At 59.1% G+C, this 20712-nt stretch carries 32 protein-coding genes, 1 other RNA gene and 1 pseudogene; 1 reads left to right on the top strand and 33 read right to left on the bottom strand.

Going from position 1 to position 20712, the window contains the following annotated elements; all coding sequences use genetic code 11:
• Positions 1–17: 17 nt before the first annotated feature.
• The 33 genes and pseudogenes from G403_RS0107140 to G403_RS22495 all read right to left on the bottom strand — a co-directional run bounded on the left by G403_RS0107140 (position 18) and on the right by G403_RS22495 (position 19375).
• Positions 18–542: a hypothetical protein gene (locus G403_RS0107140; protein WP_027853383.1), complete on the bottom strand. Its 525-nt coding sequence runs from the start codon at positions 540–542 to the stop codon at positions 18–20.
• Between the two features lie 93 nt (positions 543–635).
• Positions 636–1253, bottom strand: coding sequence for a phage virion morphogenesis protein (locus tag G403_RS24405; RefSeq protein WP_051298676.1), 618 nt, complete (start codon positions 1251–1253; stop codon positions 636–638).
• The gene (locus G403_RS0107130) at positions 1250–2467 is read right to left on the bottom strand and encodes a PBECR2 nuclease fold domain-containing protein (RefSeq protein WP_027853382.1); all 1218 of its coding nucleotides are present in this window, start codon (positions 2465–2467) and stop codon (positions 1250–1252) included. Before G403_RS0107130 ends, G403_RS24405 begins: the two co-directional genes overlap by 4 nt.
• Positions 2467–4032 (bottom strand): DUF935 domain-containing protein, encoded by a 1566-nt coding sequence (locus tag G403_RS0107125; protein WP_027853381.1) that lies wholly within the window; start codon positions 4030–4032, stop codon positions 2467–2469. The genes G403_RS0107130 and G403_RS0107125 overlap by 1 nt, the downstream gene beginning before the upstream one ends.
• Positions 4032–5612 carry a terminase large subunit domain-containing protein gene (locus G403_RS0107120; RefSeq protein WP_027853380.1) on the bottom strand — a complete coding sequence of 527 codons (1581 nt, stop codon included), beginning with the start codon at positions 5610–5612 and terminating at the stop codon, positions 4032–4034. Before G403_RS0107120 ends, G403_RS0107125 begins: the two co-directional genes overlap by 1 nt.
• The gene (locus tag G403_RS0107115) at positions 5609–6157 is read right to left on the bottom strand and encodes a DUF3486 family protein (RefSeq protein ID WP_027853379.1); all 549 of its coding nucleotides are present in this window, start codon (positions 6155–6157) and stop codon (positions 5609–5611) included. Before G403_RS0107115 ends, G403_RS0107120 begins: the two co-directional genes overlap by 4 nt.
• Positions 6147–6374 (bottom strand): hypothetical protein, encoded by a 228-nt coding sequence (locus G403_RS0107110; protein ID WP_027853378.1) that lies wholly within the window; start codon positions 6372–6374, stop codon positions 6147–6149. Before G403_RS0107110 ends, G403_RS0107115 begins: the two co-directional genes overlap by 11 nt.
• 12 nt (positions 6375–6386) lie before the next feature.
• The gene (locus tag G403_RS0107105; protein ID WP_027853377.1) at positions 6387–6680 is read right to left on the bottom strand and encodes a VpaChn25_0724 family phage protein; all 294 of its coding nucleotides are present in this window, start codon (positions 6678–6680) and stop codon (positions 6387–6389) included.
• A 3-nt stretch (positions 6681–6683) separates the two neighbouring features.
• Positions 6684–7076 carry a hypothetical protein gene (locus tag G403_RS0107100; protein WP_156899656.1) on the bottom strand — a complete coding sequence of 131 codons (393 nt, stop codon included), beginning with the start codon at positions 7074–7076 and terminating at the stop codon, positions 6684–6686.
• Positions 7048–7284 (bottom strand): TraR/DksA C4-type zinc finger protein, encoded by a 237-nt coding sequence (locus tag G403_RS0107095; protein WP_027853375.1) that lies wholly within the window; start codon positions 7282–7284, stop codon positions 7048–7050. The genes G403_RS0107100 and G403_RS0107095 overlap by 29 nt, the downstream gene beginning before the upstream one ends.
• Complete coding sequence (locus tag G403_RS25270; RefSeq protein WP_051298673.1) at positions 7284–7862, bottom strand: hypothetical protein; 579 nt, start codon at positions 7860–7862, stop codon at positions 7284–7286. Before G403_RS25270 ends, G403_RS0107095 begins: the two co-directional genes overlap by 1 nt.
• Positions 7859–8485, bottom strand: a complete 627-nt coding sequence (locus G403_RS22525; RefSeq protein ID WP_211232654.1) for a transglycosylase SLT domain-containing protein — start codon at positions 8483–8485, stop codon at positions 7859–7861. The genes G403_RS25270 and G403_RS22525 overlap by 4 nt, the downstream gene beginning before the upstream one ends.
• Position 8486: 1 nt before the next feature.
• Positions 8487–8810, bottom strand: a complete 324-nt coding sequence (locus tag G403_RS0107080; RefSeq protein ID WP_036232912.1) for a putative holin — start codon at positions 8808–8810, stop codon at positions 8487–8489.
• A gap of 104 nt (positions 8811–8914) precedes the next feature.
• The gene (locus G403_RS0107075) at positions 8915–9730 is read right to left on the bottom strand and encodes a hypothetical protein (protein WP_027853373.1); all 816 of its coding nucleotides are present in this window, start codon (positions 9728–9730) and stop codon (positions 8915–8917) included.
• Between the two features lie 44 nt (positions 9731–9774).
• On the bottom strand, positions 9775–10200 hold the full coding sequence (locus G403_RS0107070) for a Mor transcription activator family protein (RefSeq protein ID WP_051298671.1): 426 nt from the start codon (positions 10198–10200) through the stop codon (positions 9775–9777).
• Positions 10190–10846, bottom strand: a complete 657-nt coding sequence (locus G403_RS22520) for a gp16 family protein (RefSeq protein WP_051298669.1) — start codon at positions 10844–10846, stop codon at positions 10190–10192. Before G403_RS22520 ends, G403_RS0107070 begins: the two co-directional genes overlap by 11 nt.
• A gap of 4 nt (positions 10847–10850) precedes the next feature.
• Positions 10851–11312, bottom strand: a complete 462-nt coding sequence (locus G403_RS22515; protein ID WP_051298667.1) for a hypothetical protein — start codon at positions 11310–11312, stop codon at positions 10851–10853.
• Positions 11303–11878, bottom strand: coding sequence for a hypothetical protein (locus G403_RS0107055; RefSeq protein WP_027853371.1), 576 nt, complete (start codon positions 11876–11878; stop codon positions 11303–11305). Before G403_RS0107055 ends, G403_RS22515 begins: the two co-directional genes overlap by 10 nt.
• Positions 11879–11885: 7 nt before the next feature.
• Positions 11886–11951: hammerhead ribozyme type II (locus G403_RS24875), an RNA gene on the bottom strand.
• A 202-nt stretch (positions 11952–12153) separates the two neighbouring features.
• Positions 12154–12594: a hypothetical protein gene (locus G403_RS0107045; RefSeq protein ID WP_027853369.1), complete on the bottom strand. Its 441-nt coding sequence runs from the start codon at positions 12592–12594 to the stop codon at positions 12154–12156.
• A 1-nt stretch (position 12595) separates the two neighbouring features.
• Positions 12596–12769: a hypothetical protein gene (locus G403_RS25265; RefSeq protein WP_156899655.1), complete on the bottom strand. Its 174-nt coding sequence runs from the start codon at positions 12767–12769 to the stop codon at positions 12596–12598.
• The gene (locus tag G403_RS0107035) at positions 12766–13008 is read right to left on the bottom strand and encodes an HU family DNA-binding protein (protein WP_027853368.1); all 243 of its coding nucleotides are present in this window, start codon (positions 13006–13008) and stop codon (positions 12766–12768) included. Before G403_RS0107035 ends, G403_RS25265 begins: the two co-directional genes overlap by 4 nt.
• A gap of 9 nt (positions 13009–13017) precedes the next feature.
• Positions 13018–13589 (bottom strand): annotated as a pseudogene (locus G403_RS22510) (DUF3164 family protein).
• 38 nt (positions 13590–13627) lie between these two features.
• Positions 13628–13897 carry a hypothetical protein gene (locus G403_RS0107025; protein WP_027853367.1) on the bottom strand — a complete coding sequence of 90 codons (270 nt, stop codon included), beginning with the start codon at positions 13895–13897 and terminating at the stop codon, positions 13628–13630.
• Positions 13894–14157 carry a hypothetical protein gene (locus G403_RS0107020; protein ID WP_027853366.1) on the bottom strand — a complete coding sequence of 88 codons (264 nt, stop codon included), beginning with the start codon at positions 14155–14157 and terminating at the stop codon, positions 13894–13896. The genes G403_RS0107025 and G403_RS0107020 overlap by 4 nt, the downstream gene beginning before the upstream one ends.
• On the bottom strand, positions 14150–14512 hold the full coding sequence (locus tag G403_RS0107015) for a hypothetical protein (RefSeq protein ID WP_027853365.1): 363 nt from the start codon (positions 14510–14512) through the stop codon (positions 14150–14152). The genes G403_RS0107020 and G403_RS0107015 overlap by 8 nt, the downstream gene beginning before the upstream one ends.
• On the bottom strand, positions 14509–15129 hold the full coding sequence (locus tag G403_RS22505; protein WP_036232907.1) for a hypothetical protein: 621 nt from the start codon (positions 15127–15129) through the stop codon (positions 14509–14511). Before G403_RS22505 ends, G403_RS0107015 begins: the two co-directional genes overlap by 4 nt.
• Positions 15104–15394, bottom strand: a complete 291-nt coding sequence (locus G403_RS0107005; protein WP_027853364.1) for a hypothetical protein — start codon at positions 15392–15394, stop codon at positions 15104–15106. Before G403_RS0107005 ends, G403_RS22505 begins: the two co-directional genes overlap by 26 nt.
• Positions 15391–16131 (bottom strand): AAA family ATPase, encoded by a 741-nt coding sequence (locus tag G403_RS0107000; protein ID WP_245578217.1) that lies wholly within the window; start codon positions 16129–16131, stop codon positions 15391–15393. The genes G403_RS0107005 and G403_RS0107000 overlap by 4 nt, the downstream gene beginning before the upstream one ends.
• Before the next feature lie 10 nt (positions 16132–16141).
• Positions 16142–18259 (bottom strand): Mu transposase C-terminal domain-containing protein, encoded by a 2118-nt coding sequence (locus tag G403_RS22500; protein ID WP_051298665.1) that lies wholly within the window; start codon positions 18257–18259, stop codon positions 16142–16144.
• Complete coding sequence (locus G403_RS0106990; protein WP_027853362.1) at positions 18256–18513, bottom strand: hypothetical protein; 258 nt, start codon at positions 18511–18513, stop codon at positions 18256–18258. Before G403_RS0106990 ends, G403_RS22500 begins: the two co-directional genes overlap by 4 nt.
• Entirely contained in the window at positions 18513–18998 is a 486-nt protein-coding gene (locus G403_RS0106985) for a hypothetical protein (RefSeq protein WP_027853361.1), read from the bottom strand. Before G403_RS0106985 ends, G403_RS0106990 begins: the two co-directional genes overlap by 1 nt.
• Positions 18999–19096: 98 nt before the next feature.
• Positions 19097–19375 (bottom strand): helix-turn-helix domain-containing protein, encoded by a 279-nt coding sequence (locus G403_RS22495; RefSeq protein ID WP_036232903.1) that lies wholly within the window; start codon positions 19373–19375, stop codon positions 19097–19099.
• A gap of 160 nt (positions 19376–19535) precedes the next feature.
• On the opposite strand from G403_RS22495, the gene G403_RS24870 reads away from it, so the two are divergent.
• A complete protein-coding gene (locus G403_RS24870; RefSeq protein ID WP_084403966.1) occupies positions 19536–20498 on the top strand; it encodes a S24 family peptidase in 963 nt (320 codons plus the stop codon).
• Positions 20499–20712 lie beyond the last annotated feature (214 nt).

Raw genomic sequence — 20712 nt, 5'->3', positions numbered from 1 at the left:
GCGAGTCTATATGTGGCTCAGGCCTCGGGCGTTGAGGTGTTTGGCGAGGGGGGCGCGGCGGATTGTTCGGTCTCTGCTTGTCTGCTGCCATTGCTATCTCCCATATTCACTAAGGTGAATACCGATAATAGCAACAATCCAGAAACTAGGGTTATTATTGCGAGCCTCTGAAGCCAGCAGGACAGCGCCGAAAACAATTTACCTGGACGTCCTTCATAAATAGTTCCGTCATCGAGCTGCCGAAGTGCCAGCTTGTACGCCTCCATTCCGAACAGTATCTCTCCTAATATGCTGGCTAGACTAAAGACGAAGAGGCCCCAAGCCGTCAAAAGCAACCACGGCTGAACGATTTGCTCTATCGAGATAACGTCCTTCAGGAAAGTGATTGATACTGCCAGCGCCCCACCAGAGAGAGTTACCACCAACTTGTCAAAGCTCGAATTGAGATTGTGGACAACCTCAATGAGCATAGTTCGATAACTTGAGTTCTCGCCGTCGCTGCTGTTTTTAGCCGCGTCATTGCCACCAGTCCCTGTAGTCATGTCAAACCTCTATCAATAAAAGCGCTGTTAGCCGTTAGAATACCGTTAGAATCGACAAACTATGAAATCCGCTACCGACATACACCAAGAACCTTAAATACGCCCTGATGGCGCTTGTGTATGCGTCAGTATTTCGTCCTCCAGGATGTCCAATATCTCCCGCTCATCATCCGGGCCGACACCAAAGAATGGCCTGGCGGGTAAGCCACCCTGGAAGCTGTACGCTCCCACCGTTGCCCAGACGGGAAACGGCAATTGGCGACCGAACACCTGGGTGATCAGACGCTGGTGACTGGGCACACTGATGGTCATGCCTTCCGTACCGAACTGGTGAGCGGCCGCGTAGGCATCGGTTTCCATGCCGGTACTGACTCCCGCCTCGGTCTTGCTCCAGAACGGGTGGATCATATCCCGCAGGTTGAGGGTCACCCCGTGGAGAGTCTTGCCGGGGATCGGCAGCGAGGTGCGCTCGCCGCCGACGTAGTAGCCCTGGTTCTTCTCTTCCTGCGTTTCCGGTTTCACCTTCGCCCAGGGCGTACCATCTGGGGCTTTCTCATTGTCGAAGTGCTCACGGGTTTGGCCGTGGAGGTATTCGGCGATCTCCATCATCACCGGCTCGGTGTTTTCGGTCACCCGCAGTACACGGTTCAAAACGTCCTGTACCTGGGTATCGTCAAAGTCGACGGTGATCCGCTCCTGCACGCCGCTCATGAGCCATCCTCCGTGCGGTGGTAAAGCAACACGCCTTCGCGCAGTTGCTCCATGGATTCATCGCTGTCCATAACGGCTCGGCCGGTCCATACGCCTTGCCCCTGATCGAATAGCGTGAATCCGATGCGGCCATCCTGCTGCCAGCGTTTGAGGTATCGCCGCTTAACGCGCAGCCGCTTAGCGTCTTTGATGTCGGGCTCCAGCAGCGTCCATACCTCGTCGGGCTGCTGTAGTGTCCGGGCCAGCAGGCGGATATAAGGGCGTAAGCTCTCATCGATACTGATGGCGCCATCGGCCCCTTCAAACATGATGCGGTCGAGGGCGATCGGCTCGCCGGTGATATCACGAAACAGCGTCGGCCCATCAACACCAAACTCTTCCAGGAAGGTGTTCAGGTAATCGTCCAGGGGGCGCGCATCATCCAGTAACAGATCCGGGGTTGTTGGTGCTGGCTCCGGCAATGTCGGCTTGGTGGAGGTGTTCACCGGTACCGGCTGGACATGCTCCGGCAGTTCGGCACGGTGTCGGTTGGCAAACGGGCGCAGCAGACTGGCACCTGGCCGATGCTCAAAGCCCGGATCGATGCCGAGCGGGATCTGCTTCACTTCGCCGGTGCGTTCATCCAGGAACTCACGGTACTCATCCTCTGGTGTTTCATCCGGTACCTCACGGCCCAGCCGCTTGGCTTGGCGGCGCGAGACTGGGAACTTCTTGCACTTGCAGCCGTAACCGTTGCTAGGGCTATGCACGTCCCACCAGGGATCATCTGCGCGGAGCACCAGCCCATCCCATGCTTTGTGCTGTGGGCGGTAGTTTTCGGCACCAGAATGGCGATACTGCATGAAGGGGAAGCGCTCGCGGTAGGCCGGGTCACTCATCTGCCGCTCGCGTCCAGCGTTGTAGCTCTGTCGGATGTTGGTCTCGTAGATCAGCCGCGATCGCCAGCCCCGGCTACCCTTATAGTCCCAGCCGTGTCGGGTGACGATATCGTCAAAGCGGGCTCTGAACTCTTCCAGAGTTTCGCCATTTTCCATGGCAGCCTGGATAGCGGTAGCGAAGTCTTCAACAATCGCGGTTTTATTGGCACCGGCGACCATAAAAGCCCGGTCATGCTGCGGCCCGTACACATCCTGCCAGCCATTGGTAGGTAGTGGCGCTTTCTGGTTAAAGTAGTCTATCGCCTCGCTAAACGGACGGCTGGCGAACTCCGGCATTACTGCGCCTCCTGGAGCAGCTCGTAACGTCCGGCCAGCGCAGCGGCCTGAAGCGCCTCAGCCATAGCGTCAGCTAGCTCAGAGGCATCCAGCTCCAGTTCCATCAGACCGTCGCGGATCGCTTCCAGGCTGTCTGCTGAGTCTACCAATTCGCGGATCTGGTCGATCAGCGCCGTACTGGAATCGCTGGTTACTTCCTGGAGCTGACCCACGTACTGCTCGACCACATCCTGATTTTGCTGATCACCTGCCTTGAGTGCTGCCAGTTTCGTCTGCTGTGGCAGCGCTGGCATGCGAGGCTGAATCGTCAGCACGGGCTCATCGCCGGCTGGCTGCGGGATGCGGGTCTTTTCATAGACCCAGCTAGTCGGAATCTGTACGCCCAGCTCGACTAGGCCCTTCAACGGCTTACTGAATAGGGTCAGGTCTTCAGGTTCGTTCAGATCGAACTCGAAGCGCGGAATGCGGCGCGGGCTTTTGAAACTGCGGCCGTTGAGCACATACAACGGGTAGACGATATCGCGGGTGAAGGTGTTGGCCAGCGCTTTGAGGTCTGCATCGCGGATCTCTTGACGCACTTCATTGTGGACGTTGCCCAAAGCGTTGGTGCTGGTTTTGCCGTCAGCCTGGCTGGTAAGTGTACCGCCGAGGATCGCCTTGGACTGACTCTTCTCGCACCAGTTCATCATCGCCATAAACGGGTCAGACTGACCTTCTGCCGCTTTCTGAAACTCGATCTCCATTCCACGTGGGATAATCCCGCCTGCATTGTGGCCAATACTCATTACGGCACGCAGCAGTGTCAGCTTCTCACGCTCACTGGCACCTTCAGGATACTTACCCAGCCGCAACGGCAAGCCGTAGATCTCCAGGAACTCGGCCAAGTCTCTAACGCTGTAGTTCTTGAACAGGAAGGGCCAGGCCAGCACGCGCACCAACCCCCGGCGGGATAGGTAGCCGGACTTGGCTTTCGCCTGATGGCTGATCCAGCCGAAGTTGCGCAGCTCGGCGCCCTCGTGGCTGCCATCGCGCAGGCGCAGCTGGTTACGGTTGTCCGGGTGGGTCTGGAACCAGCTCGGGTCGCGCCACTCGGTATCGGTGATGTAATGGGTCTTGTCACCGTACTCCCAACGAAGCTCTTGGTTAGAAAAACACTTTAGGATTGCGTCTCCACTATCGAAAATTGCATCGTCCAACCAGGTGGCGGAACGCAGCAACTCCTCAATCATCTCGGTGTCGCGCTTCTCGGCAGCACTGGCGTTGGGAGGAGGCACAATGTTCCAGTCAGGCCCCTGCATGGCCAGCTTTCGCTTGCCCAGCTCGCTCTGGATATGGGCGTCTTTCTCTTCCATGTCTTCGGCCAGTTCGCACTGGCGCATCAGGTCGCCCTGCTCGGCTTCCTGCATGATGGTGGCCAGCTTCGCTGGCGTCAGGCCACTGGATGGATGGCTGCCAAAATGACGGTGCAGCTGGGCCAGCTTTGAGTCCGCCTCGGTCTGCGGCTCTTCCAGATCCTGCAGGTCGAAGGGCTGCCCATTGATGTCGAGAATGGTGGATTTAGCCATTACCAGGCTCCTGAGTCATAACGTGGAAGGTCGTCGTCATCGTCGTCGGCAGTACCATAGAGGCCGCCTTTGCCGGGGAGTGGAGTAAAGTCGATCGCGCCACCCTCCAACCAGCTGGCTCGCACAGCCATTACCAGGGAGACTGCAAAGTCACCGTGTCGCTGTTGCCCATCGGCCCCTTTACCCGAACCTTTCTCGATTTGAGGCACACCCTGTTTCATCTGGATCTTACTAACGTCGGACTGCACATCTTCGTGGCGCGGGATCTCCAGATTATCGTCTTCAAACTCCGCCTTGAGCTTGGGCATCCACTCGCGATACCAGGGAAGGTTAAGCATGACGCAGTCGATCATGTCAGCCCCCCAACGCAGGCGAGCAGCTTCAGCGAGATACCCACCGTTACCGGTCGCATCGAAGGCAGCGCCGGTGAAGCGTGGCAGACGCTCCAGGATGTAGAAGAGAATCTGCCGCTGGGTGTCGTAGGGGGCATTGACCAGCTCAACCACAAACGGCGTGCGCTTGGTCAGATCAGGCCGGATCGCCATCGGCGTGAATACGGATAAGTCGCCTTTGCGGGCGAAGTCCTCGCCAAATACGTGGCGATACAACGGATTGAGCTTGTCCAGCTCGGGCTGCAAAACGACTTCGCACCACTCCTGCACATCCACGACGCGGGAGTCTTCGCTCTGCAGCTCAAAGTCTTTTGGTGCGGTCCAGCGCAGGATTGGAATAGAGCGATCGGACACCATTGCCCGCTCGACCAGGGAGCGCTTGATGTACACGCCAGAGCCCGACTTGGGCACGCAGTAGTACTCCTCCAGCGCGTCCTCTTCGGTGGCCGTGTCTTTCAGCAGACCGGCTTTCCACTCGTCCTCGGCTTCCTGTGTCCATTCCTTGCGGGTTATTTGGCAGATGCGCTTGTAGAGGCCTTCGGCGCAGGCGTCATCGAGCGTGATGGTATGCACGCTGTAACGTTTGCGCCCGGCCAGGCTGTCCTGGATCAGCTGGTTGAACAGGTTGTCGATGCCGTTGTGGGTGCTAATGATACGGACCTTCGCACCCCACATGGTGAGTGCCAGTGCGGCCTTGAGCACTTCGGCCAGGCGCTCATGAAAGGCGGCTTCGTCGATGGTGACGTTGCCCTGCATACCGCGCAGGTTGCTGGGGTTGCTTGACAGCGCTTGCACTTTGAAGCCGCTGGCGAAGTAGACGACGAAGGTTAGGATGTCTTTATCTTCGTCCTGGAGTACTTCTTCCTGGATCTCGCCAGCAGCACGATCAAATGCACCCGCCCACATGGCTACGGCTTCGATGAACTCGCGGGCCATCTCCTTGTTGCTGCCCACATAGAAGTGGTTGGTTCCACCCTCGCTGCGGGCGGTACCGGCACATAGGCAAGCATCGGCAGCTTCCGCCCAGGTGAGACCGGTTCGGCGGCTCTTCTGGGCGATTTTCAGCGGCGAGTCGTCGGCGATCCAGCGCTTCTGGTAGCCGAGGAGTACTTCATCCTTACTGAACTGCTGGAGATCTTCGAGGCCGGTGGTGACGGCCTGGGCGATGGCGGTTTGTTGGAGGTTCATGCAATCCCCAGTATCTGCGCCTTGATCTGCGAGACGCTGTCAGCGGTGAGGCCCTGTGCTTTGGCTGCTTCGTCCACAGCATCAGCCGCTTCTTCGGCCATCTGGCGGCGGATCTCACGTTCGCGTTTCTCGTTTACGCTGGCGGCTTCCTCCAGGTGCTTGATCGCCAACGACAGCTCTTTCAGTAGCTTCGGCGGAATTGGGTCTTCATCCTCCGACATATGCAGGGCGGTCTCGAACGCCATAGTGCGGGTGAATTCATTCAACAGCTTGCCGACCTGACCTTGGGGCTGGTTTCCTAGTTTGCCGATCCACATCTCGGCGATCTGGCGGGACTGGCGCATCTTCTCGCCGATCGCATCCATCCTCTGGCTATAGCGGTTCACCGCTGACTTGCTGACGCGGGTATCGTGCTGCTCCGCCTCAAGTAGCGCATTGACGCGCTTGGTGGCCTCCAGCTGGTTCACCGTCGGGTCGCGCAGCAGCTCATGGAGTGCGTCGCGGATCTCTGCCGGCAGCATGTCGATGGAGGATTTACGCGCCATTTTCTTTCTCCATCGACTTCAGAAAGTCCTCACGGATTCTGCGTACCGCTTTCTGGAACTCCCGCTCTGCCTGGGCACATTCCGGGTCTTTCTTCCTCATGTGCTTTTGAAAGCCCTTCATCCCTTCGACGTTCGCTTCCACCTCGCCGTAAACAAACCAGCGTGCAAATGAGGCCATCACTTTCTTCTGCGCTGCTGTGAGTGGTTTCACCGCCATAAGCGTTCTCCTTCACCGAGGCCCCGGACGCTTGACGCCCGGCTGGGTGGCGCGACCATTGGCGACATCAAGCCCCCGCTGGGTCAGGGTGACGACCAGCACGGAGTTGATCTCCTCGACGGTGACCAGATCCTGCTCGGCCAGCCAGGTTAGGTCGGTGTGCAGGCGATCGCGGCTGACGCTATGGCCGTAGAGGTCGATGCCCTGTTGCAGGATCGAGGAGTTGACGCGGTAGTCCTGATCCTCGGCCAGCAGGCGCAGGATCACCAGGCGCCGGTCTTCCTGTTCAAATTGGGCGAATGGCATGGCTTACCCCTTGTTGTTCATCAGGTAGTCGTGGATGCGATCGAGCGTGCTGGTCACGCGGTCCAGCTTGCTTTCCAGCCCGGAGTACTGCTCCCGCAGGCGCGCAATATCGTCGTGCGTTGGGCTGTGGCGCAGGTGTTCTTCAGCGGTGGTCAGGCGGCGTTCGACGCCATCTATGTGCTTGGTCAGCTCCTTGTCCGCCGTTATAAGGCGCTGCTCTAACGCTTCGGTGTTCTGGGTAAGCTCACGGATGGCACTCTTGTTGTCCTTCCGGCCCCGGTCTATCCAACCCCATACCGCCAGCACGACAATAAACAGCCACTGGATGGCATCGAGCCAGAAACGCCAGGCGTCATAGTTGGTCGGGTCATCCATGGCGGCGCTGTTCCTTTTCATATTCGCCCTGGCAGTAGATGCAGCGGGCAGCGTTGGGTTTAGCGGCGAGGCGCGCGGCTTGTACCGGTTCGTCGCAGTCGATGCAGAGCACGCACCCGGCGACGATTACCTGTTCCGGCTCGGGCGACAGGCTGGCCCGGTAGTGCGCCTGCGCGTCCTGGGTGTTCTGTTGTTCGCGCTCTTGGGCTCGGTCGTAGAGATCAGGCATTACTCCGGTTCCTGTATCCGGTTGAGGTGGTCGATCAGCGCGTTGAGCTGCGCTTCTATCTGCTGGCAGCGGCTGCCGTATCCGACGATGTGGTTGAGGATGTCGGGCTGGCGGACGCCGCTGATGCCGAGCGGGTCGGCCGCAGCAGATGCGGCGGTGCCGGGCGCTCCATCAGCTCCGGGGGCAGCACCAGCGGCGGACACTCCGGCGGGGCTGATGGCGCTGTTGTACAGCCCGACAAAACCGCGAGTGAACACGCAGTCAGGGCGAGGCTCAGGCGCTGAATCCGGCGCCGGGCGGTAGTGTTCGGTGACATAGGCGATGCGCTCCTCCAGCTGGTTGGCACGGTGGGCGATGGCGGCTTTCTCGGCGCGCAGTTCGCGCACGGTCAGGGCGCCGACGGCGATCTGGTGTTGGTACTGTTCGCGCAGCTGCGTCTCGCGCTGGGCGATCAGCTCCGCCTGCTGGCGGTTGTGCTGCTCCTCGGCTGCGTCATGGCCCTGCTTGTAGCCGAGGGCGAACAGCAGGCCGAGCGCGCCGAGGATGGCGGTAATGGCGATCGGGCTGAGCAGTTTCAAAAGCAGACCCCCTCACCCCAGCCGGCAGCGGCGTATCGGGGCGTCAGCTCATGCAGGATCCGGCGCGGATAATGGCGGTTCTCACGGAAGTTGGCGGCGGAGCGCCCGGCGTTGTAGCGCTCGACGTTGTCCCACCAGAGCCAGCGGCTGTGGCCGTTCTCTACGGCCAGCGCCTTGTCGCGCAGCACCCAGCCAAGCCCGCCGTTGTAGGCCGACAGCGTCATCGCCCAGCGGTCGCAGTTGGTGTCGGCCTTCAGGCGGCTGTGCAGCCAGCGGTCGTACCGGGCCAGCGCGCGCAATGACCAACGCGGGTTAAACGGCACCGGTTGGGCCAGTACGGGGTCGATATCCGGCATCCATTCCGCGGTGCGTGGCATGAACTGGCCGAGGCCCTCGGCGCCGACGGGGCTGATCGCCTTCGGGTTCCAGTAGCTCTCCTGGTGCACCTGCGCGGCCATCACCGCCAGCGGCGCGTCCAGCCCCCAGACAAGGCGAGCCTGCCGGGTCAGCTCCTGCCGGTACTGGTGGGCGGCATGAGGGATCTCGGCGGCCTCACCCAAAGGGGCGAGTACGAAAAGCACCACAAGCGTCCAGAATACGGACCAGGCAACGGCGAACTTCACGTCAGGCCCCCAGCGCGATGGCGATGATGACCGCGGCCATGACAATGGCGCGGCGCAGGGTGGCGGTGCCGGCGCAATGCCGGACGGCCCGGCTGCCCTCGGCGTTGTTGCCTTGGCGCAGCCAGTCGGCGATGTGGAAGAACTCGTGCGGCCGGGCATAGGGGAACACAACCCGGTCGATCCAGTAGCCCAGCACGGCCGCCAGCGAGACGAGGCTGAGTTTGTAGAGGGTGACGCCCAGCTGATGCGGCGCGAGGATGGCAATCACCAGCGTCAGAATCAGCGCGATGACAGCGAATGAGGTGAGGCGCGGTGCTCTTAACATAAAAATCCCCGGATCTGGTGTAACTCACGTTGGAGGCTGTGAGTTCCACTGTGCCGGGGATTGTGGGGAGCGTGGTTTAACCCACGTTGGAGATAGGCTTGTTATCAGTTCAGCTGTTCAACAGTGCCATCTGCATAGAGGATTTTCCGCGGTTCGAAGATGGCTCGAATGTTCTGTTGCTCCGCTGCGCGCAGCCTACGTTCGGAATCCTTGAACTCGTTGTAGTCGATCAGGCCATGCCAGTCGAAGAAGTCGTAGGCCGGGACCGGGTCATTCACTTCAGTGCGCAGCGATATGATCGAATTACCCAACAGGTCGACGAAGTGAATGATGCCGTCAAATGCCCGGATATCTCGATCCTGCTGATTCTCAAACCGTATCGTAAATGTGATCTCTTCACGGATCTTCATGTTGTCCAGATCCTTTGGAGAGAAGCCCTTGCGGATCAGAGTCGCCTGAATAGGCTGCGACTCAGGGTCGGGTATCGAGGGCTCCTGTTTATCGACTGGTTGCGCGGCGTCAGATAGCCCTTTGAAGCCTTCCGCGATCCCGCTAAAGGCATCGCTGAAGGCACTGCGCATTTCGTACTTCAGATGCTCACGTCCCGCGTAATAGCCCAGCACAAGGCAGAAGAGCCCGATCAGTACTACATGTTTTTTGGGTAGATCACCTTGCAGCAGCCCCGCCAGCTTTTGCATGGCAGGCTCCGATGAATTCGTAGCTTCCTCTTCTGGCGTGACGCTGCTGACCGCATAAACAGCAGCGCTTTCCGACTCGTCTGCTTCCGCCTTGGCATAAAGCACCCGGCACTTCGGGCACCGCGTTTCCGGTACCGGTTCATCGGCTTTGCGGGCGTAGCCGCACTTTGGGCAGACCTTCCCGACCACTCCCTGAGAGGCGCCCTGATCGTTACCAGCCATCGCATTATCTCCGTTGCTTGCTGTCATGGGTTCACCGGATCCTATCAAAACAACGCCGGCTGTACCCGCTTGAGGTGAATCGCCCGCTGTTCGTTAATGATCCGGTAGACGTGTTGCGCGGATATCTTGTACTTGGCCGCCAGCTGGTCCGGCACCAGGCCGTTGTCGTGCCAGTCGCGGAACAGTTCCACATCGCGGATCGCCTGCTTCAGCCGGTCGCCTTTCGGGATGTAGATGTGGCGACCGCCGCAGTACATCGCCTGCTCGGCGAGCAGGGAGTGCGCCAAGCGTTTGGCCTGCACGTCATCCAGCCCGCCGCGCTTGAGTGCCGCTTCGAAGATATCGATCAGCGCGGCGAGGTCCTTCGGCCACTTGCGTTTGGTTTCTGCCGGGATCTCGTCCAGGTGCTCCAGTAGCTCTTCGCTGAAGCTGCTCTCGCCCAGCATATCCTGCTGTTCTTCAGTCGCCACGATTCAGCTCCTCCCGGTTGGTGCAGTAATCGGGGTCATTCTCAATGCCAAGCTGCAAGTCAAATTCAGGCCACCACATGATGCGGTGCTCGGCCAGTAGCTGCCGGACCAACGCGACTACATAAGCGGGCCGCACTTGCTTTGATTGGATCAGCGCAAAGTCTTCCTTCTGCCACTGGCGATGCACGCGCTTGTTCCACTGTTTGAGATCTTCCAGCACCTGACTGGCCAGTTTTGTGTCACGCTCCAGCCAGTCCAGTGAATCCACGCCGACACCGCCGTTGCGCTTGCTGCTTGCTCGTTTGGCCCAGTGGGTCAGTGCAAGCTCGGAGCCGTCGCGGACGATGCCTGCCTGGTGCATCTCGATCCAGATGGCCCGCATGACGTCGATGATCTGGCCCTTTGATTTTGGGCTGTAGTACTGCTGGCGGCGGCTCTTCGGCTGGCCGCCACGATTTCGCTTGAATCCGACGTTTTCCAAGTGTTTGATCACCTGGTACAGCTCGCCGATCGCCATACCGGAGCAGCTGCGCTTACCGGTGATGTTTTCGAGCATCTCGCGGTAGATATCGTCATCCAGGCCCAGCTGTTTCTTGGCGATGTGGATCTGTGCGAGCGCGGCTTTGCGGTTGTCTTTTGCGGTCATGGCGTTACCAGTCGATATCGTGGATGTTCATGGTGCTGCGGCTGACAACGGCCCGGCGTTCGGCTTTTGAGCCTGTACTTGCGTTCGCTGGCAGAGCTTCGATATCACCCTCAACCACCGCTGCTCCCTGGTTCTCAAGCACACGTTTCAGGTAGTTGTGATTGGTCAGCGGCTTGAAGCTACCGGCCAGCTGCTTAACTCGCATCTGCTCAACGGTGTGAGCCATCGCAGGAGTTAGAGCGTTAAGCTGTGCCAGCTCTAACGCCTCGGTTGCGATGCGCAGTGCGCGATCGTTGGCCAAGTCGCGGCTCTTGCTGCGGAACAGGCTCATATAGCTGACCAGCGCACCGGCTGCGGAGCGGTCCAGCCTGGCCAGCATCGCCAGCAGTTCACGGCCGGCGTCATCCTGGACGAGGGCGTCCAGGTGGATGCGGCTGTGGCAAACAGGGCAACGGGTCAGCTGCATGTAGACCCCACCTTCAACCGCTCAAGGGTACGGATAGCACCCAAGGCTACATCCAACCCGTCATCTTCGATCTTGAAAGTGCTCTCTTCCCAGTGAAGGATTGCTTCTTCACCACTTACATACACCTCAATACCGGGTGGCAGGCTGTTGCGCAATGCCCGCAGGGGACTGATGTTTTTGGCTGGTTCGGACATCTGCAGCACCGGCACCTGTACCGTTTTCGGCTTACTGTGAGCAGACTCAGTTGACTTCTGTTTTGCGGCGACCTTTGGTTTAACCGATACCGGCGCGGGCTTAATGTCAGCGACCGCCGGTGTCGTTACCGTAGTATCGACCGTTGCTCCGATCTTTCCGTCCAGCACCTTTTTCTTGAGGGCGGCAGGCATTGCCCACTGACCGTTTGACTGGTATTTCGCCAGCGCCTTCTTCTCCAGCCCCTCCAGTGTGCCTTTCAGCTGCGCTTTTGAATCCAACCCCTCAACATGGGGCATGATGGTGGATGCGGCGCAGGGCCCACGCCGGGCGAGTTCGTTGAGTATGCGGACTTCTAAGATTGACAGTTGCATTGCTTTCTCCTGGCTGCTCATCAGTGCCCGACCACCACGCCGGACAGACGGACGCTTAGCGCCCGTTTCGCTCTGTGCATGTGCCGTCGCAGTGAGGGCAGACATTGTTGCCCATGCCGTTCATGCAGGGTCGGAGGTCGTTGATCGACGCCTGCAAGGCTCTACCGAACACCTGCGCTTTAGTTGGAACCTGATCAGCTTTAGGTAAGCCCTTAATATCAACAACCACATTTCCGCTGTCGTGGTCAGTCAGGGTGATGGTTACTGTGCTCATGTCAGGTCTCCGCCGTTTGTGATTGATACCCGATGCTGACGACCTCCAAGCCCTCCAGCTTCTGGAGCTTGCGGCGCAGGGACTTCGCAGTGCTGAAGTCCGGAGTCCAGAAAGAGAGCTTCTCGTCCAGGCGCGGGAAGTGCTTTTTAGCCGCTCGCTTGCCGAAGGTTTTGATGATCCGGGCGCGCTCCTTTGGCGGATGAATCGAGTGAGTACGTTCACGCCAGACTTTCTGAACAAACTCATCGAACGAATCCATATCCGGGAAGCCCCAGCCAAGGTTGAACGACCCGTCGATGAACACCAGAATCGCCAACCGATTCTCTTTGACGAAGCGCTTTTCCAGCGTTAGCTTCCGGCCTTCTAACATCAGCTCCACGCGGCCAAACATGTCCTGAAGCTGTTCCTCGATCTCGGCCCACTGTTCTTTTGTTATCGCCATCTCACACCCCGTCCGGTCGGCCATGAATCAGTCCCAGCATCCACCGCGCCATGTCGATGACACCCTCTTCGTAGGTGCCGTCTTCGTTGTCAGTTGTGCTGCCTTCAATGTGCTGCTCAGCCCATTCGAGCACTTCATTCAGCTCGGTTTCGGGTACACGTATTTGTGGAGTCATTTGCTCAGTGCCTCCCGCACGGTTCGGTGTTGACGAAAGCGCAGCGCTGGGGTGCCGTCGCTGGGCCGGGTGCCGAGGTCAAACAGGCCGAAGTTTTCAAACTCCACCGCGTGGCCTTGCTTGATCTCTTTCAGCACGGCGTTGCCGATCGCCTGGATCGCCTGCTCCGCCTGCAGCTGGGTCAGGCGGGCCTGAAAAGCGACGGCGGGTGCTAGTTGGTTTGCGGATTTGGTGGTCATGACCTTCCCCTAAACCGATGCCAGATCCAGCGGGATCGGGCGGTACTGATCAGACTTACCGATACGTTCATAGAGACGCACGTACACCGCTGTGCCGGTGTTCTTCATGGCATCCTTGAGCGCTTCCACTCATCGTCGTCGATGCTGAGTCGCATCAGATCCAGGATCTTTCCGGTACGGATCTCGCCCTTGGTGTTGGTGCGGAATGCCTGTTCAACAACGGCCATCAGGTGCGGATCGGCGTTGGTGCTCCAGCGGCGCAGGCAGTTGTCGATCAGCGCCTTACCGGCCTCGATCTCTTCGGTGAATGCGATCACTTCGCGGAAGCTACGAACCACCTTGTACTGGCCGTCGTAGCTTGTCAGCGTGACGTTTCCCTTTTTACCGCCAAGCTTTGCGCCATAGCGTTCACCGGCTATGGTGACCAGGTCATCGATATCGGTCAGGGCCTCGTCTTTGAACGCCTTCAGCGCCTGGTTAAGACCCAGAGCCTTGGGCACTAGGCCATTCACCAGCTGGTCGCGCAGCTGATCCTGTTCGGATACCTGGTCCGCAGGAACTAACCGGCCCTGGGAATCCATCATGTAGCCTTCGGGAATATGCGGTTGCACTGCCTGGTTCATGCGGCTTCTCCTTCTTCGGTTGCCGGTTTCTTAGGGGTGAGCAGCTCCATCAGGTCGCCGTCGTGCTCCCGGACTACCTGGGCCAGAATGGCGCGAGTGGTCGCACCGTTGTCGTAGCGGTGAAGGGCTTTGTTCAGGTGCTCCTCGCTCACGATCATTGCGGAGTCTTGGTCCTTGGTGTCGTGGCGTGGAACAACTGCCCAAAAGATCATTTCGCCAGCCTTGCGGGTGGCCGGCAGATTGATGATGAAGTAATCGTTATTCACTGGATTTCCTCCCAACGAACCTGGCATTCAGATACGAAGGCGACGCGCTCGATGATGCGCCGACCGTTCCGAACGGCGTTTTTGGTATAGCCCGACTTCAGCTGCTGACAGCCTCGGCCGGGGTTGATCAGCACCAGGGGGCGGCCATCCACCGCACTGAAGCTGGTCACAGTTAGACCAAGGGCTTGCAACGTGTTTACGGCAAGGCTCACCTTCGTCAGGTTCTCTTTAATCAGTTGGTTCTGTACGTTGTTATCCATGACTGTTCTCCTGACATTCAGGGTTGCGTGGGCAGGTACGACACGCGCGGTACAGACGAATCCGCGTGGGGTTACTGCCGATAAACGGTTTTTGGCGCTCTGTTTGGCACTGCTCACCGGTAATGGGGCCCAGAACCGGGCACTCGACATGGGCGGCCCATTTCATGATGGTTTTTGCCATCTTGTCGGTGCACGCCGGGTACTTGTTGGCGAGCAGGGTGCTAACCGAGGCGCGGTTGATCCCGAGGCGACGGGCAGCGGCGGCATTGTTGCCTTCCTGCTCGACCACGTTGGCCAGTACTCGGATAAACTCCGGCGGGTTGTCGCCCCAGGCGCTGGTATCAATGGTGCTCACAGCATTTCCTCCGGCTCATCGGCGTGCATCACCTTGTTCCAATTGGGGTCGTACACCACGCCAACACGCTGGATCTGAGGCGGGCGCGGGCCGCTGTCCATGCGGGGGATTAACTGGAGTACTTCCAGCTTGCCCCGGTGCCGATCGCAGGGGTGGACCATCTGCAGGTAGCCCGCCTTTTTGAGGGCTTTCAGGTAACGGCGCGCAGTCGATTCCTTCAGGTCAATGCCTGAGCTGACGACATGGCCCACCAGCTGGCGGGCGTCCAGCGGGCCAAGCATGCGCAGACAGCGCCACATTGCCTCTTGCCCAAGCCCCTGGGTGACCGGCTGTCCATCGCGGGTCAGTCGTGGGGCTTCGATGCCGGTGTCGCGAATCAGCTGGTAGTCCGCCTGATCGAACCGCTTATCGGTCAGCTTGACGACGTAGCCACCTTTCTCCAGGCACTGGAGATAGGTCTTCACGGTTTCATCGTCGGCTTCTGCACGCCGGGCGATGGTGTAAATCTGGAACCGTTCCTTGTGGATACGGATCTGCTCCCATGCCCGCTGGCGTGCTGGCTTGCCGCCAACGAGCTCCATCTGAATCGGTTTACGCAATCCGATATGCTTCGACATGGACGCTTTCTCCTAAATGCGCTTTCATTTCATGGCGAGTGCGGTAGACGCAGAGCCCAAAATTACGGTGTGAATTCGTCGTGCTCGGTGGCCCAAATGGCGGATCAACCCAGGCAACGTCTCGGTATACAGGGCCCATCGGTTCATGAGGCAGATAGGTGTATCGGGACGTGACCATCCCGTAGAAGTGCCCGTTGCCAAACAGATCGATCCACTCACCGGTCTTCGCATCCCGCACCTGTTCGCAGATTTCAATGTCGCTCATCCCAGCCTCCGCTTTGGTGCTTCGCCGGTGTACAGCTCGCGCCGCCCCCAGCTCTTGCGATCGATGTAGCCCGCGCCAGCGGTACCGGCCACCGTGGCAATCAGCTCCAGGTTGACTGCGACACGACGCACGCTGCCGCCGGAGATCTCAACAAGGTGAGCCAGTAGATCCTCTGCGACCTCAATGCCGGGGGCATACATCGGTACCAGTTTGGCGGCGTCTTCTAGCGATACCGGCTGCGCCGGCACCCAGTTAAGGATGCGCCCGTGGAAGCGCTCCCACTTTTTCAGCTTGTGGGGCAGCTGCTCTTCGCCGATCAGCAGGATCGCGGCCTGACTGCTCTCGTATATATCGCGGATCAGCTCAACCACGTTCTTTTCAACGAGGTGGTCCATTTCGTCAACGATCAGCGGGCGGCCGCTAAGCGCTAGTTCCTGAGCCACCATGTCGAGCATCTGCGGGATCGTGGCCTTGCCCGGCTGGACACCCATTTCGTGCAGGATGGCTGCAAGCGTGTGGCGACGGCTCCAAACAGACTTGGCCTGGATGTAGTAGGCCCGGCGGCGGCAGGCGACGTGGGTCGCCGCTACACTTTTGCCAAAGCCGCTGGGGCCGAACATGCAGACCATGCCCGGCAGGCTCCCGGTCCTGTCGATCGCGCGCTCAAGGGCGACATCGCACAAGCCAAGGTTGGCGGTTTCGGCGACGCCGTTGACGGGTACTGTGTTCTCGTTCATCATTTGTTAGTCACTCCTTACGTGATCCTTGGGGTTCGGCAGGTTGCGGCTGCCGGCCCCAGCCCTCTTCTTCGCTTTCTTCGTGTCGTCTTTTCATCGACCTGTATTCAGGATTCCTTGCGTAGCTCTCAAACCAGTACTGTTCCTCTGGCGGCAGGCTTATCTCGCCGCGGGCAACAGCGCAGTGCTCGGCCCAGCGCTCTTCCGGAGTCATCAGCTCAAACCGGCTCAGCGGTACATCTTCATATTCATCCACCGGCTTGCTCATCTGCTTGCGGATCAACTCACCGTTGATACTGCCCAAGGCACCCAGGCTGATGCTGTCGTCATGCTCCAGGAGCGGACGGCCGCGGCGTTCTTCCTCAATCTCCACGCGCTTGTTCTCGATGCGACGCAGACGGCCCTCGTATCGTTTTTCGCGGGCCTGCTCGATGACCGACATCGGCATGTAGTCGGTGCGGTTGGCGTTCCACTCGGCACGGCAGATCAGGCGGTCGTGTTCCTGGTCGAATACCCAGATGTGATTCGGGTTATTGAGGTCATAGGCCACCTGAACTTCTTCGCCATGCCACTCCGTCAGCTCTTGACTGAAGTAGCGATTGGCGAACACCTGGATCTCGCCGCGCAGCACTTTGCGGGTCACGCGGGGGCGGAAGACCTGGGCGGCTTCGTCCCCACTGAGCGTAAGCGGTTCCCAGCCCTGTTCGGTGTGGTGGTTCCAGGCTTCGTTGGGCGTCAGGTGGCGGCGCTTGCCGGATGCATCGGTAATCTTGGGCAAGGTGCTGTGTGGGCGGTTGTTGTACCAGTCCATCCGCTGATGCACCCATTCCATAAAAGTGGCCCAGGGCATCAGGGTCTGGCGGCCGCCTTTCATCGCCTGGCGGCTGAGTTTGAACTGGTGGTGCCGGGCTTCGCGGTCCATATCCGCGCCCATGTAACCGGCCAGACTCTTGGCGCCATCAACCCACAGGGTCTGGTGAATGCGCTCGATCGCACCCCGTGCCTGGGAGTTGTAGGGCAGCGAGTGGGTCATGGTGCTGCCGAGCCGCGCCATCACGCCGGTGGCCTCATCTTTCAGCATGGCGTTGCAGTAGCCAGAGCCGTTGTCCACATAGATCACCGCCGGTACCGCCTTGCCGCAGGCATCGATCAGGGCATCCAGGACGGCGATGCTGCTCTCGGCCAGGGCCACCGATACGCCCACAGCTCTGCGGGTGGCGATATCGATCCAGGTGGTCACCTCCGGGCGGAAGGGGCGGCCGTGCAGCGGGTGCTGTACCTCGGCATCGAAGGTGTGGCCGTCGGCGCTGTAGATGTCGCCCGGCAGCAGAGAGCTGAAGTCCCGGCGCACGAACGGCATGATGTTCTTCAGCTCACGAGGCCCCATGCGACCGTGCTGCTTGGCCACCGATCCCATCTTCTTCAAGAAGCGGCGAACGGCATGAATACTGGGCGGCTGCTCATCGCTGGCCCAGGCATCGATAAACTGGCGGTAGGCGTGCTCGACACTGGGCTTTTCCGGTTTCTGCCAGCACACCAGGAAGGCATTCGCCCAGGTAGGCGGCACCATGTCCTTTTCGCGCTTCTTGGGAGCCAGATCCTTAACGTCTTTGGTAATCCATCGCTTGAGGCTGCGAGCGCTGGGGTAGGGTGAGTGACCACCGCGACCACGCGAATCCTTAGCCAGCTGCAGCGCCTTATCCAGCACCGGGTTGAGCTCAGCGAGCTGGCCGGTTTCCGCTTGTGTCAAAAGAGTCGTCAGCGCAGCATTAAGGCTGATGCCCTGGCTGCGCATCCCGTCGATCGCGTTGATGATGGTCACACGGGCATCGGCAGCGGCGCGCTGCTTGTGCGTCATCGGCACGTTCGGCAGCGCAGCCGTCACCGGCTTGAGCTGACGCGGCGTGTCGTCGAGACGCGTTAGCATCTCGCGGGCGAAGTGGGCTTCTAACGCCTGCCGGGCCTCATGGGGGAGGTTGCTGATGTGGTATTCGTAGCCCTTTCCGAATGCGCGCTTTTGGGACTCCCAATTTTCGCGCTCGGCTACTTTATTTATGCCGCGAACAGTTGTCGGGATCCCCGGCAGCTGCATTGCTTCCAATTCCTGGGACGTGAACCACTGTTTCATGATCCACCTCGTATCGGCTTCAGGTCAGCCAGTTGCTCGTTCGGCAGGACATCACGCCATTTCATGCAGGCGTCATCAGCCCCGGCGTAAAAGGCATCAAACTCAGCAGTGCCTTCTCGGTAGGCACCTGAATAGGTGGCAACCGGAATGCCCTCATGGGCACGCTGCAGCCAGGCTTTGAGGCCAGCCTGATAGGCCGGGCTGCGCCGCTGTGCATAACCAAAATGGGTGTCGATCAGTGCCTGGTAATCCATCACTCACCTCCCAGCAGCAGCTCGGGCTGCTGATGTTTTTCGATATTGCCCCGCTGAAATGCGAGGTCTTCCATCAGGCGGGTCACGGCCAGAACGGCTTCATCGGCGCCTTCATGGCTGTCATAAAACTGAATCAGAAGCCCCAGCACCTCGTGGGCAAACAGGCTCAGCTCGTTCAGTTCGCGATGTTCAGCTTTGCGGCCGGTCGGCACCTTCACCAGCAAGTAGCCCGCGCTATGCGCCAGATACTGAGTGACAAAGTCAGCGCCGCAGGCATGCTCAAAGGCGCGAATCTTCACCGCCGGCATCCGGCCTGACTCCATCCACTTGTAAAGCGTGAAGTGGCTGGCTTCCCCCATCAGGTCGGCGATCTGCTCGACGCTGCGGTTCATCCGGTCATGCGCGTGACCGATGCACAGTTCTGAACCGTGCCGGAGGCTAATCGGTTGTTCCCGGCTCCAGTTTTTCCGTCGCTTCTGTCCCATCGCGCTGGTTACCCCTTCCAAACAAAATCAGCTTTTGCCTCTGTGCGTTTCAGGCAGCCGAGGCTAGGCTCAATACATCGATTCCAATGCGCGTGAGGTCACGCTATGCGACAATGCGAATGGGTAATATTTGTCTTAAAATCTATGGCTGGCTTGATGTAGCGCGAGGGCCAGATCTCGGCGGGTTCCACTTCCAGAAAGGCGGCGATGATCATCTCCACCTTGGGATAGGGCTTGTGGAATACGTTGTATAGAGCGGTCGGATTGCTGTAGCCGTGGTGGCGACCAAGCTCGGCGAGCGTGGTGCCTTTCTTACGGATCGCGGCCATGATGTCTTCTCGGTGCCAGTCCTGTGGGCGAGTGTTTTGCTTGCTCATTTTTTTGGGCTCCGCTGTGGGTAGTTTTTGAGGCGCGCATTAGTGCGCGTTACGCGTCAACAATAGTCGCAAAACTGATTGTACGTCAAGTCATTTTTGCGTGTTCCTTTTCTCCGAGAGGGGTTTTTGAATCATTTTTGCGATAAGGCATTGTTTAAAAATGAATAATCCGACAGACGAAGGATCAGAAACGAAAGGGAACGATGTTCCTTTTCAGGAGAATGAAATCGGAACTCGCATTAGCGAGATCAGCTCATTCGTGGGCGGGAAGAAGCAGCTCGCAAAAATGATTGGCCTATCTGAGGCTCAATTGCACAGGATCATCGCCGGCACCAGTCAACCGAGGCTCGAGCCAATTGTCGAAATGGCTCGCCTTACTGGGGTCTCCATTGCATGGCTCGCGACAGGAGACGGGCCGATGCGCCTTGGTGATCTCAGCGATGCCGAGCAGCGACGGGAAGATATCTACCTAGCTGAGGCGGGAGACCAAGACGCTGCGGACAGGAAAGAGGTGCACTTCAGAGAAGCGGTTGGTTTACTCCAGTCTTCCAGGGAAGCTGCGGATACGGCAGCGGCCGGAAAGGATCTCAGCATAGGGGACTACGAGCTGCTCCGCGCCATTGCAGGCGCCAACCCGATGGGTGAAGATCTGTTGGCGGGCTTGGCGTCACGTCTGAGCGTCGATACAGCAGGGGCCGAACTCAGCCAGGAATTCGCTCTGATACCCGGCTACAGCATCCAGGTAGCCGCCGGATCAGGCGCGTTGCCCGATAACGAGCAGCCCTCGCGAAAACTGGCGTTCCGGCGCAAGTGGCTGCGTTTCAGGGGGCTGAACGAAAAAGACCTGGTGCTGGTGTTCGCTAAAGGCGACTCGATGGAGCCGACGATCAGCGACAACAACACAGTCATGATCGATACCAGCCAGCGCGAGCTCACCGACGGCTCCATCTACGTGATCCGCACCGACCACCACCTGATCGTGAAACGGGTGCAGACTCTCTGGAACAAAGGCATCCTGCTGCTCAGCGACAACAAGGAGTATAAGGAACAGCTCGTCGAACCAAGCGAGGCCGACGACCTGGAAGTGATTGGCAGGGTGGTCTGGATCGGAAAGGATGTCTAACGGGGCAGGACGCCCACGTTGAGCGCATTGATTGTCTTTTTAGCCGCGCCGCTCGAAGAGTGACAAAACACGCGCAAGATCTACTCGTTGGCGCGTTGGCGTTGCGCTAAATCGATCCGCCCTCTAACATTTCACGGAAATCGCGCCAACCCTCCAAAGCCCGCGTATCCCGTGACATCCATCCCACTTAATCCCGTTTCATCCCATTTAATCC

This window comes from Marinobacterium litorale DSM 23545, assembly GCF_000428985.1.
Lineage (GTDB): Bacteria > Pseudomonadota > Gammaproteobacteria > Pseudomonadales > Balneatricaceae > Marinobacterium_D > Marinobacterium_D litorale.
Note: the sequence above shows the minus strand (reverse complement) of the source record. Positions and strands in the feature narration are given on the sequence as shown.

Coding starts and splice junctions, on each gene's coding strand:
- G403_RS0107105 (WP_027853377.1), bottom strand. CDS start 6,680: ATGCCATTCGCCCAATTTGAACAGGAAGACCGGCGCCTGGTGATCCTG.
- G403_RS0107130 (WP_027853382.1), bottom strand. CDS start 2,467: ATGCCGGAGTTCGCCAGCCGTCCGTTTAGCGAGGCGATAGACTACTTT.
- G403_RS22500 (WP_051298665.1), bottom strand. CDS start 18,259: ATGAAACAGTGGTTCACGTCCCAGGAATTGGAAGCAATGCAGCTGCCG.
- G403_RS0107045 (WP_027853369.1), bottom strand. CDS start 12,594: ATGGCGATAACAAAAGAACAGTGGGCCGAGATCGAGGAACAGCTTCAG.
- G403_RS24405 (WP_051298676.1), bottom strand. CDS start 1,253: ATGAGCGGCGTGCAGGAGCGGATCACCGTCGACTTTGACGATACCCAG.
- G403_RS0107020 (WP_027853366.1), bottom strand. CDS start 14,157: ATGGATAACAACGTACAGAACCAACTGATTAAAGAGAACCTGACGAAG.
- G403_RS0107110 (WP_027853378.1), bottom strand. CDS start 6,374: ATGGCGGTGAAACCACTCACAGCAGCGCAGAAGAAAGTGATGGCCTCA.
- G403_RS0107080 (WP_036232912.1), bottom strand. CDS start 8,810: ATGTTAAGAGCACCGCGCCTCACCTCATTCGCTGTCATCGCGCTGATT.
- G403_RS0107125 (WP_027853381.1), bottom strand. CDS start 4,032: ATGGCTAAATCCACCATTCTCGACATCAATGGGCAGCCCTTCGACCTG.
- G403_RS0107035 (WP_027853368.1), bottom strand. CDS start 13,008: ATGACCACCAAATCCGCAAACCAACTAGCACCCGCCGTCGCTTTTCAG.
- G403_RS0107075 (WP_027853373.1), bottom strand. CDS start 9,730: ATGGCTGGTAACGATCAGGGCGCCTCTCAGGGAGTGGTCGGGAAGGTC.
- G403_RS0106985 (WP_027853361.1), bottom strand. CDS start 18,998: ATGGGACAGAAGCGACGGAAAAACTGGAGCCGGGAACAACCGATTAGC.
- G403_RS25265 (WP_156899655.1), bottom strand. CDS start 12,769: ATGACTCCACAAATACGTGTACCCGAAACCGAGCTGAATGAAGTGCTC.
- G403_RS24870 (WP_084403966.1), top strand. CDS start 19,536: ATGAATAATCCGACAGACGAAGGATCAGAAACGAAAGGGAACGATGTT.
- G403_RS0107100 (WP_156899656.1), bottom strand. CDS start 7,076: ATGAAAAGGAACAGCGCCGCCATGGATGACCCGACCAACTATGACGCC.
- G403_RS0107115 (WP_027853379.1), bottom strand. CDS start 6,157: ATGGCGCGTAAATCCTCCATCGACATGCTGCCGGCAGAGATCCGCGAC.
- G403_RS22505 (WP_036232907.1), bottom strand. CDS start 15,129: ATGTCGAAGCATATCGGATTGCGTAAACCGATTCAGATGGAGCTCGTT.
- G403_RS22515 (WP_051298667.1), bottom strand. CDS start 11,312: ATGCAGCTGACCCGTTGCCCTGTTTGCCACAGCCGCATCCACCTGGAC.
- G403_RS0107055 (WP_027853371.1), bottom strand. CDS start 11,878: ATGCAACTGTCAATCTTAGAAGTCCGCATACTCAACGAACTCGCCCGG.
- G403_RS22520 (WP_051298669.1), bottom strand. CDS start 10,846: ATGACCGCAAAAGACAACCGCAAAGCCGCGCTCGCACAGATCCACATC.
- G403_RS0107140 (WP_027853383.1), bottom strand. CDS start 542: ATGACTACAGGGACTGGTGGCAATGACGCGGCTAAAAACAGCAGCGAC.
- G403_RS0107120 (WP_027853380.1), bottom strand. CDS start 5,612: ATGAACCTCCAACAAACCGCCATCGCCCAGGCCGTCACCACCGGCCTC.
- G403_RS0107000 (WP_245578217.1), bottom strand. CDS start 16,131: ATGAACGAGAACACAGTACCCGTCAACGGCGTCGCCGAAACCGCCAAC.
- G403_RS0107005 (WP_027853364.1), bottom strand. CDS start 15,394: ATGAGCGACATTGAAATCTGCGAACAGGTGCGGGATGCGAAGACCGGT.
- G403_RS0106990 (WP_027853362.1), bottom strand. CDS start 18,513: ATGGATTACCAGGCACTGATCGACACCCATTTTGGTTATGCACAGCGG.
- G403_RS0107095 (WP_027853375.1), bottom strand. CDS start 7,284: ATGCCTGATCTCTACGACCGAGCCCAAGAGCGCGAACAACAGAACACC.
- G403_RS22495 (WP_036232903.1), bottom strand. CDS start 19,375: ATGAGCAAGCAAAACACTCGCCCACAGGACTGGCACCGAGAAGACATC.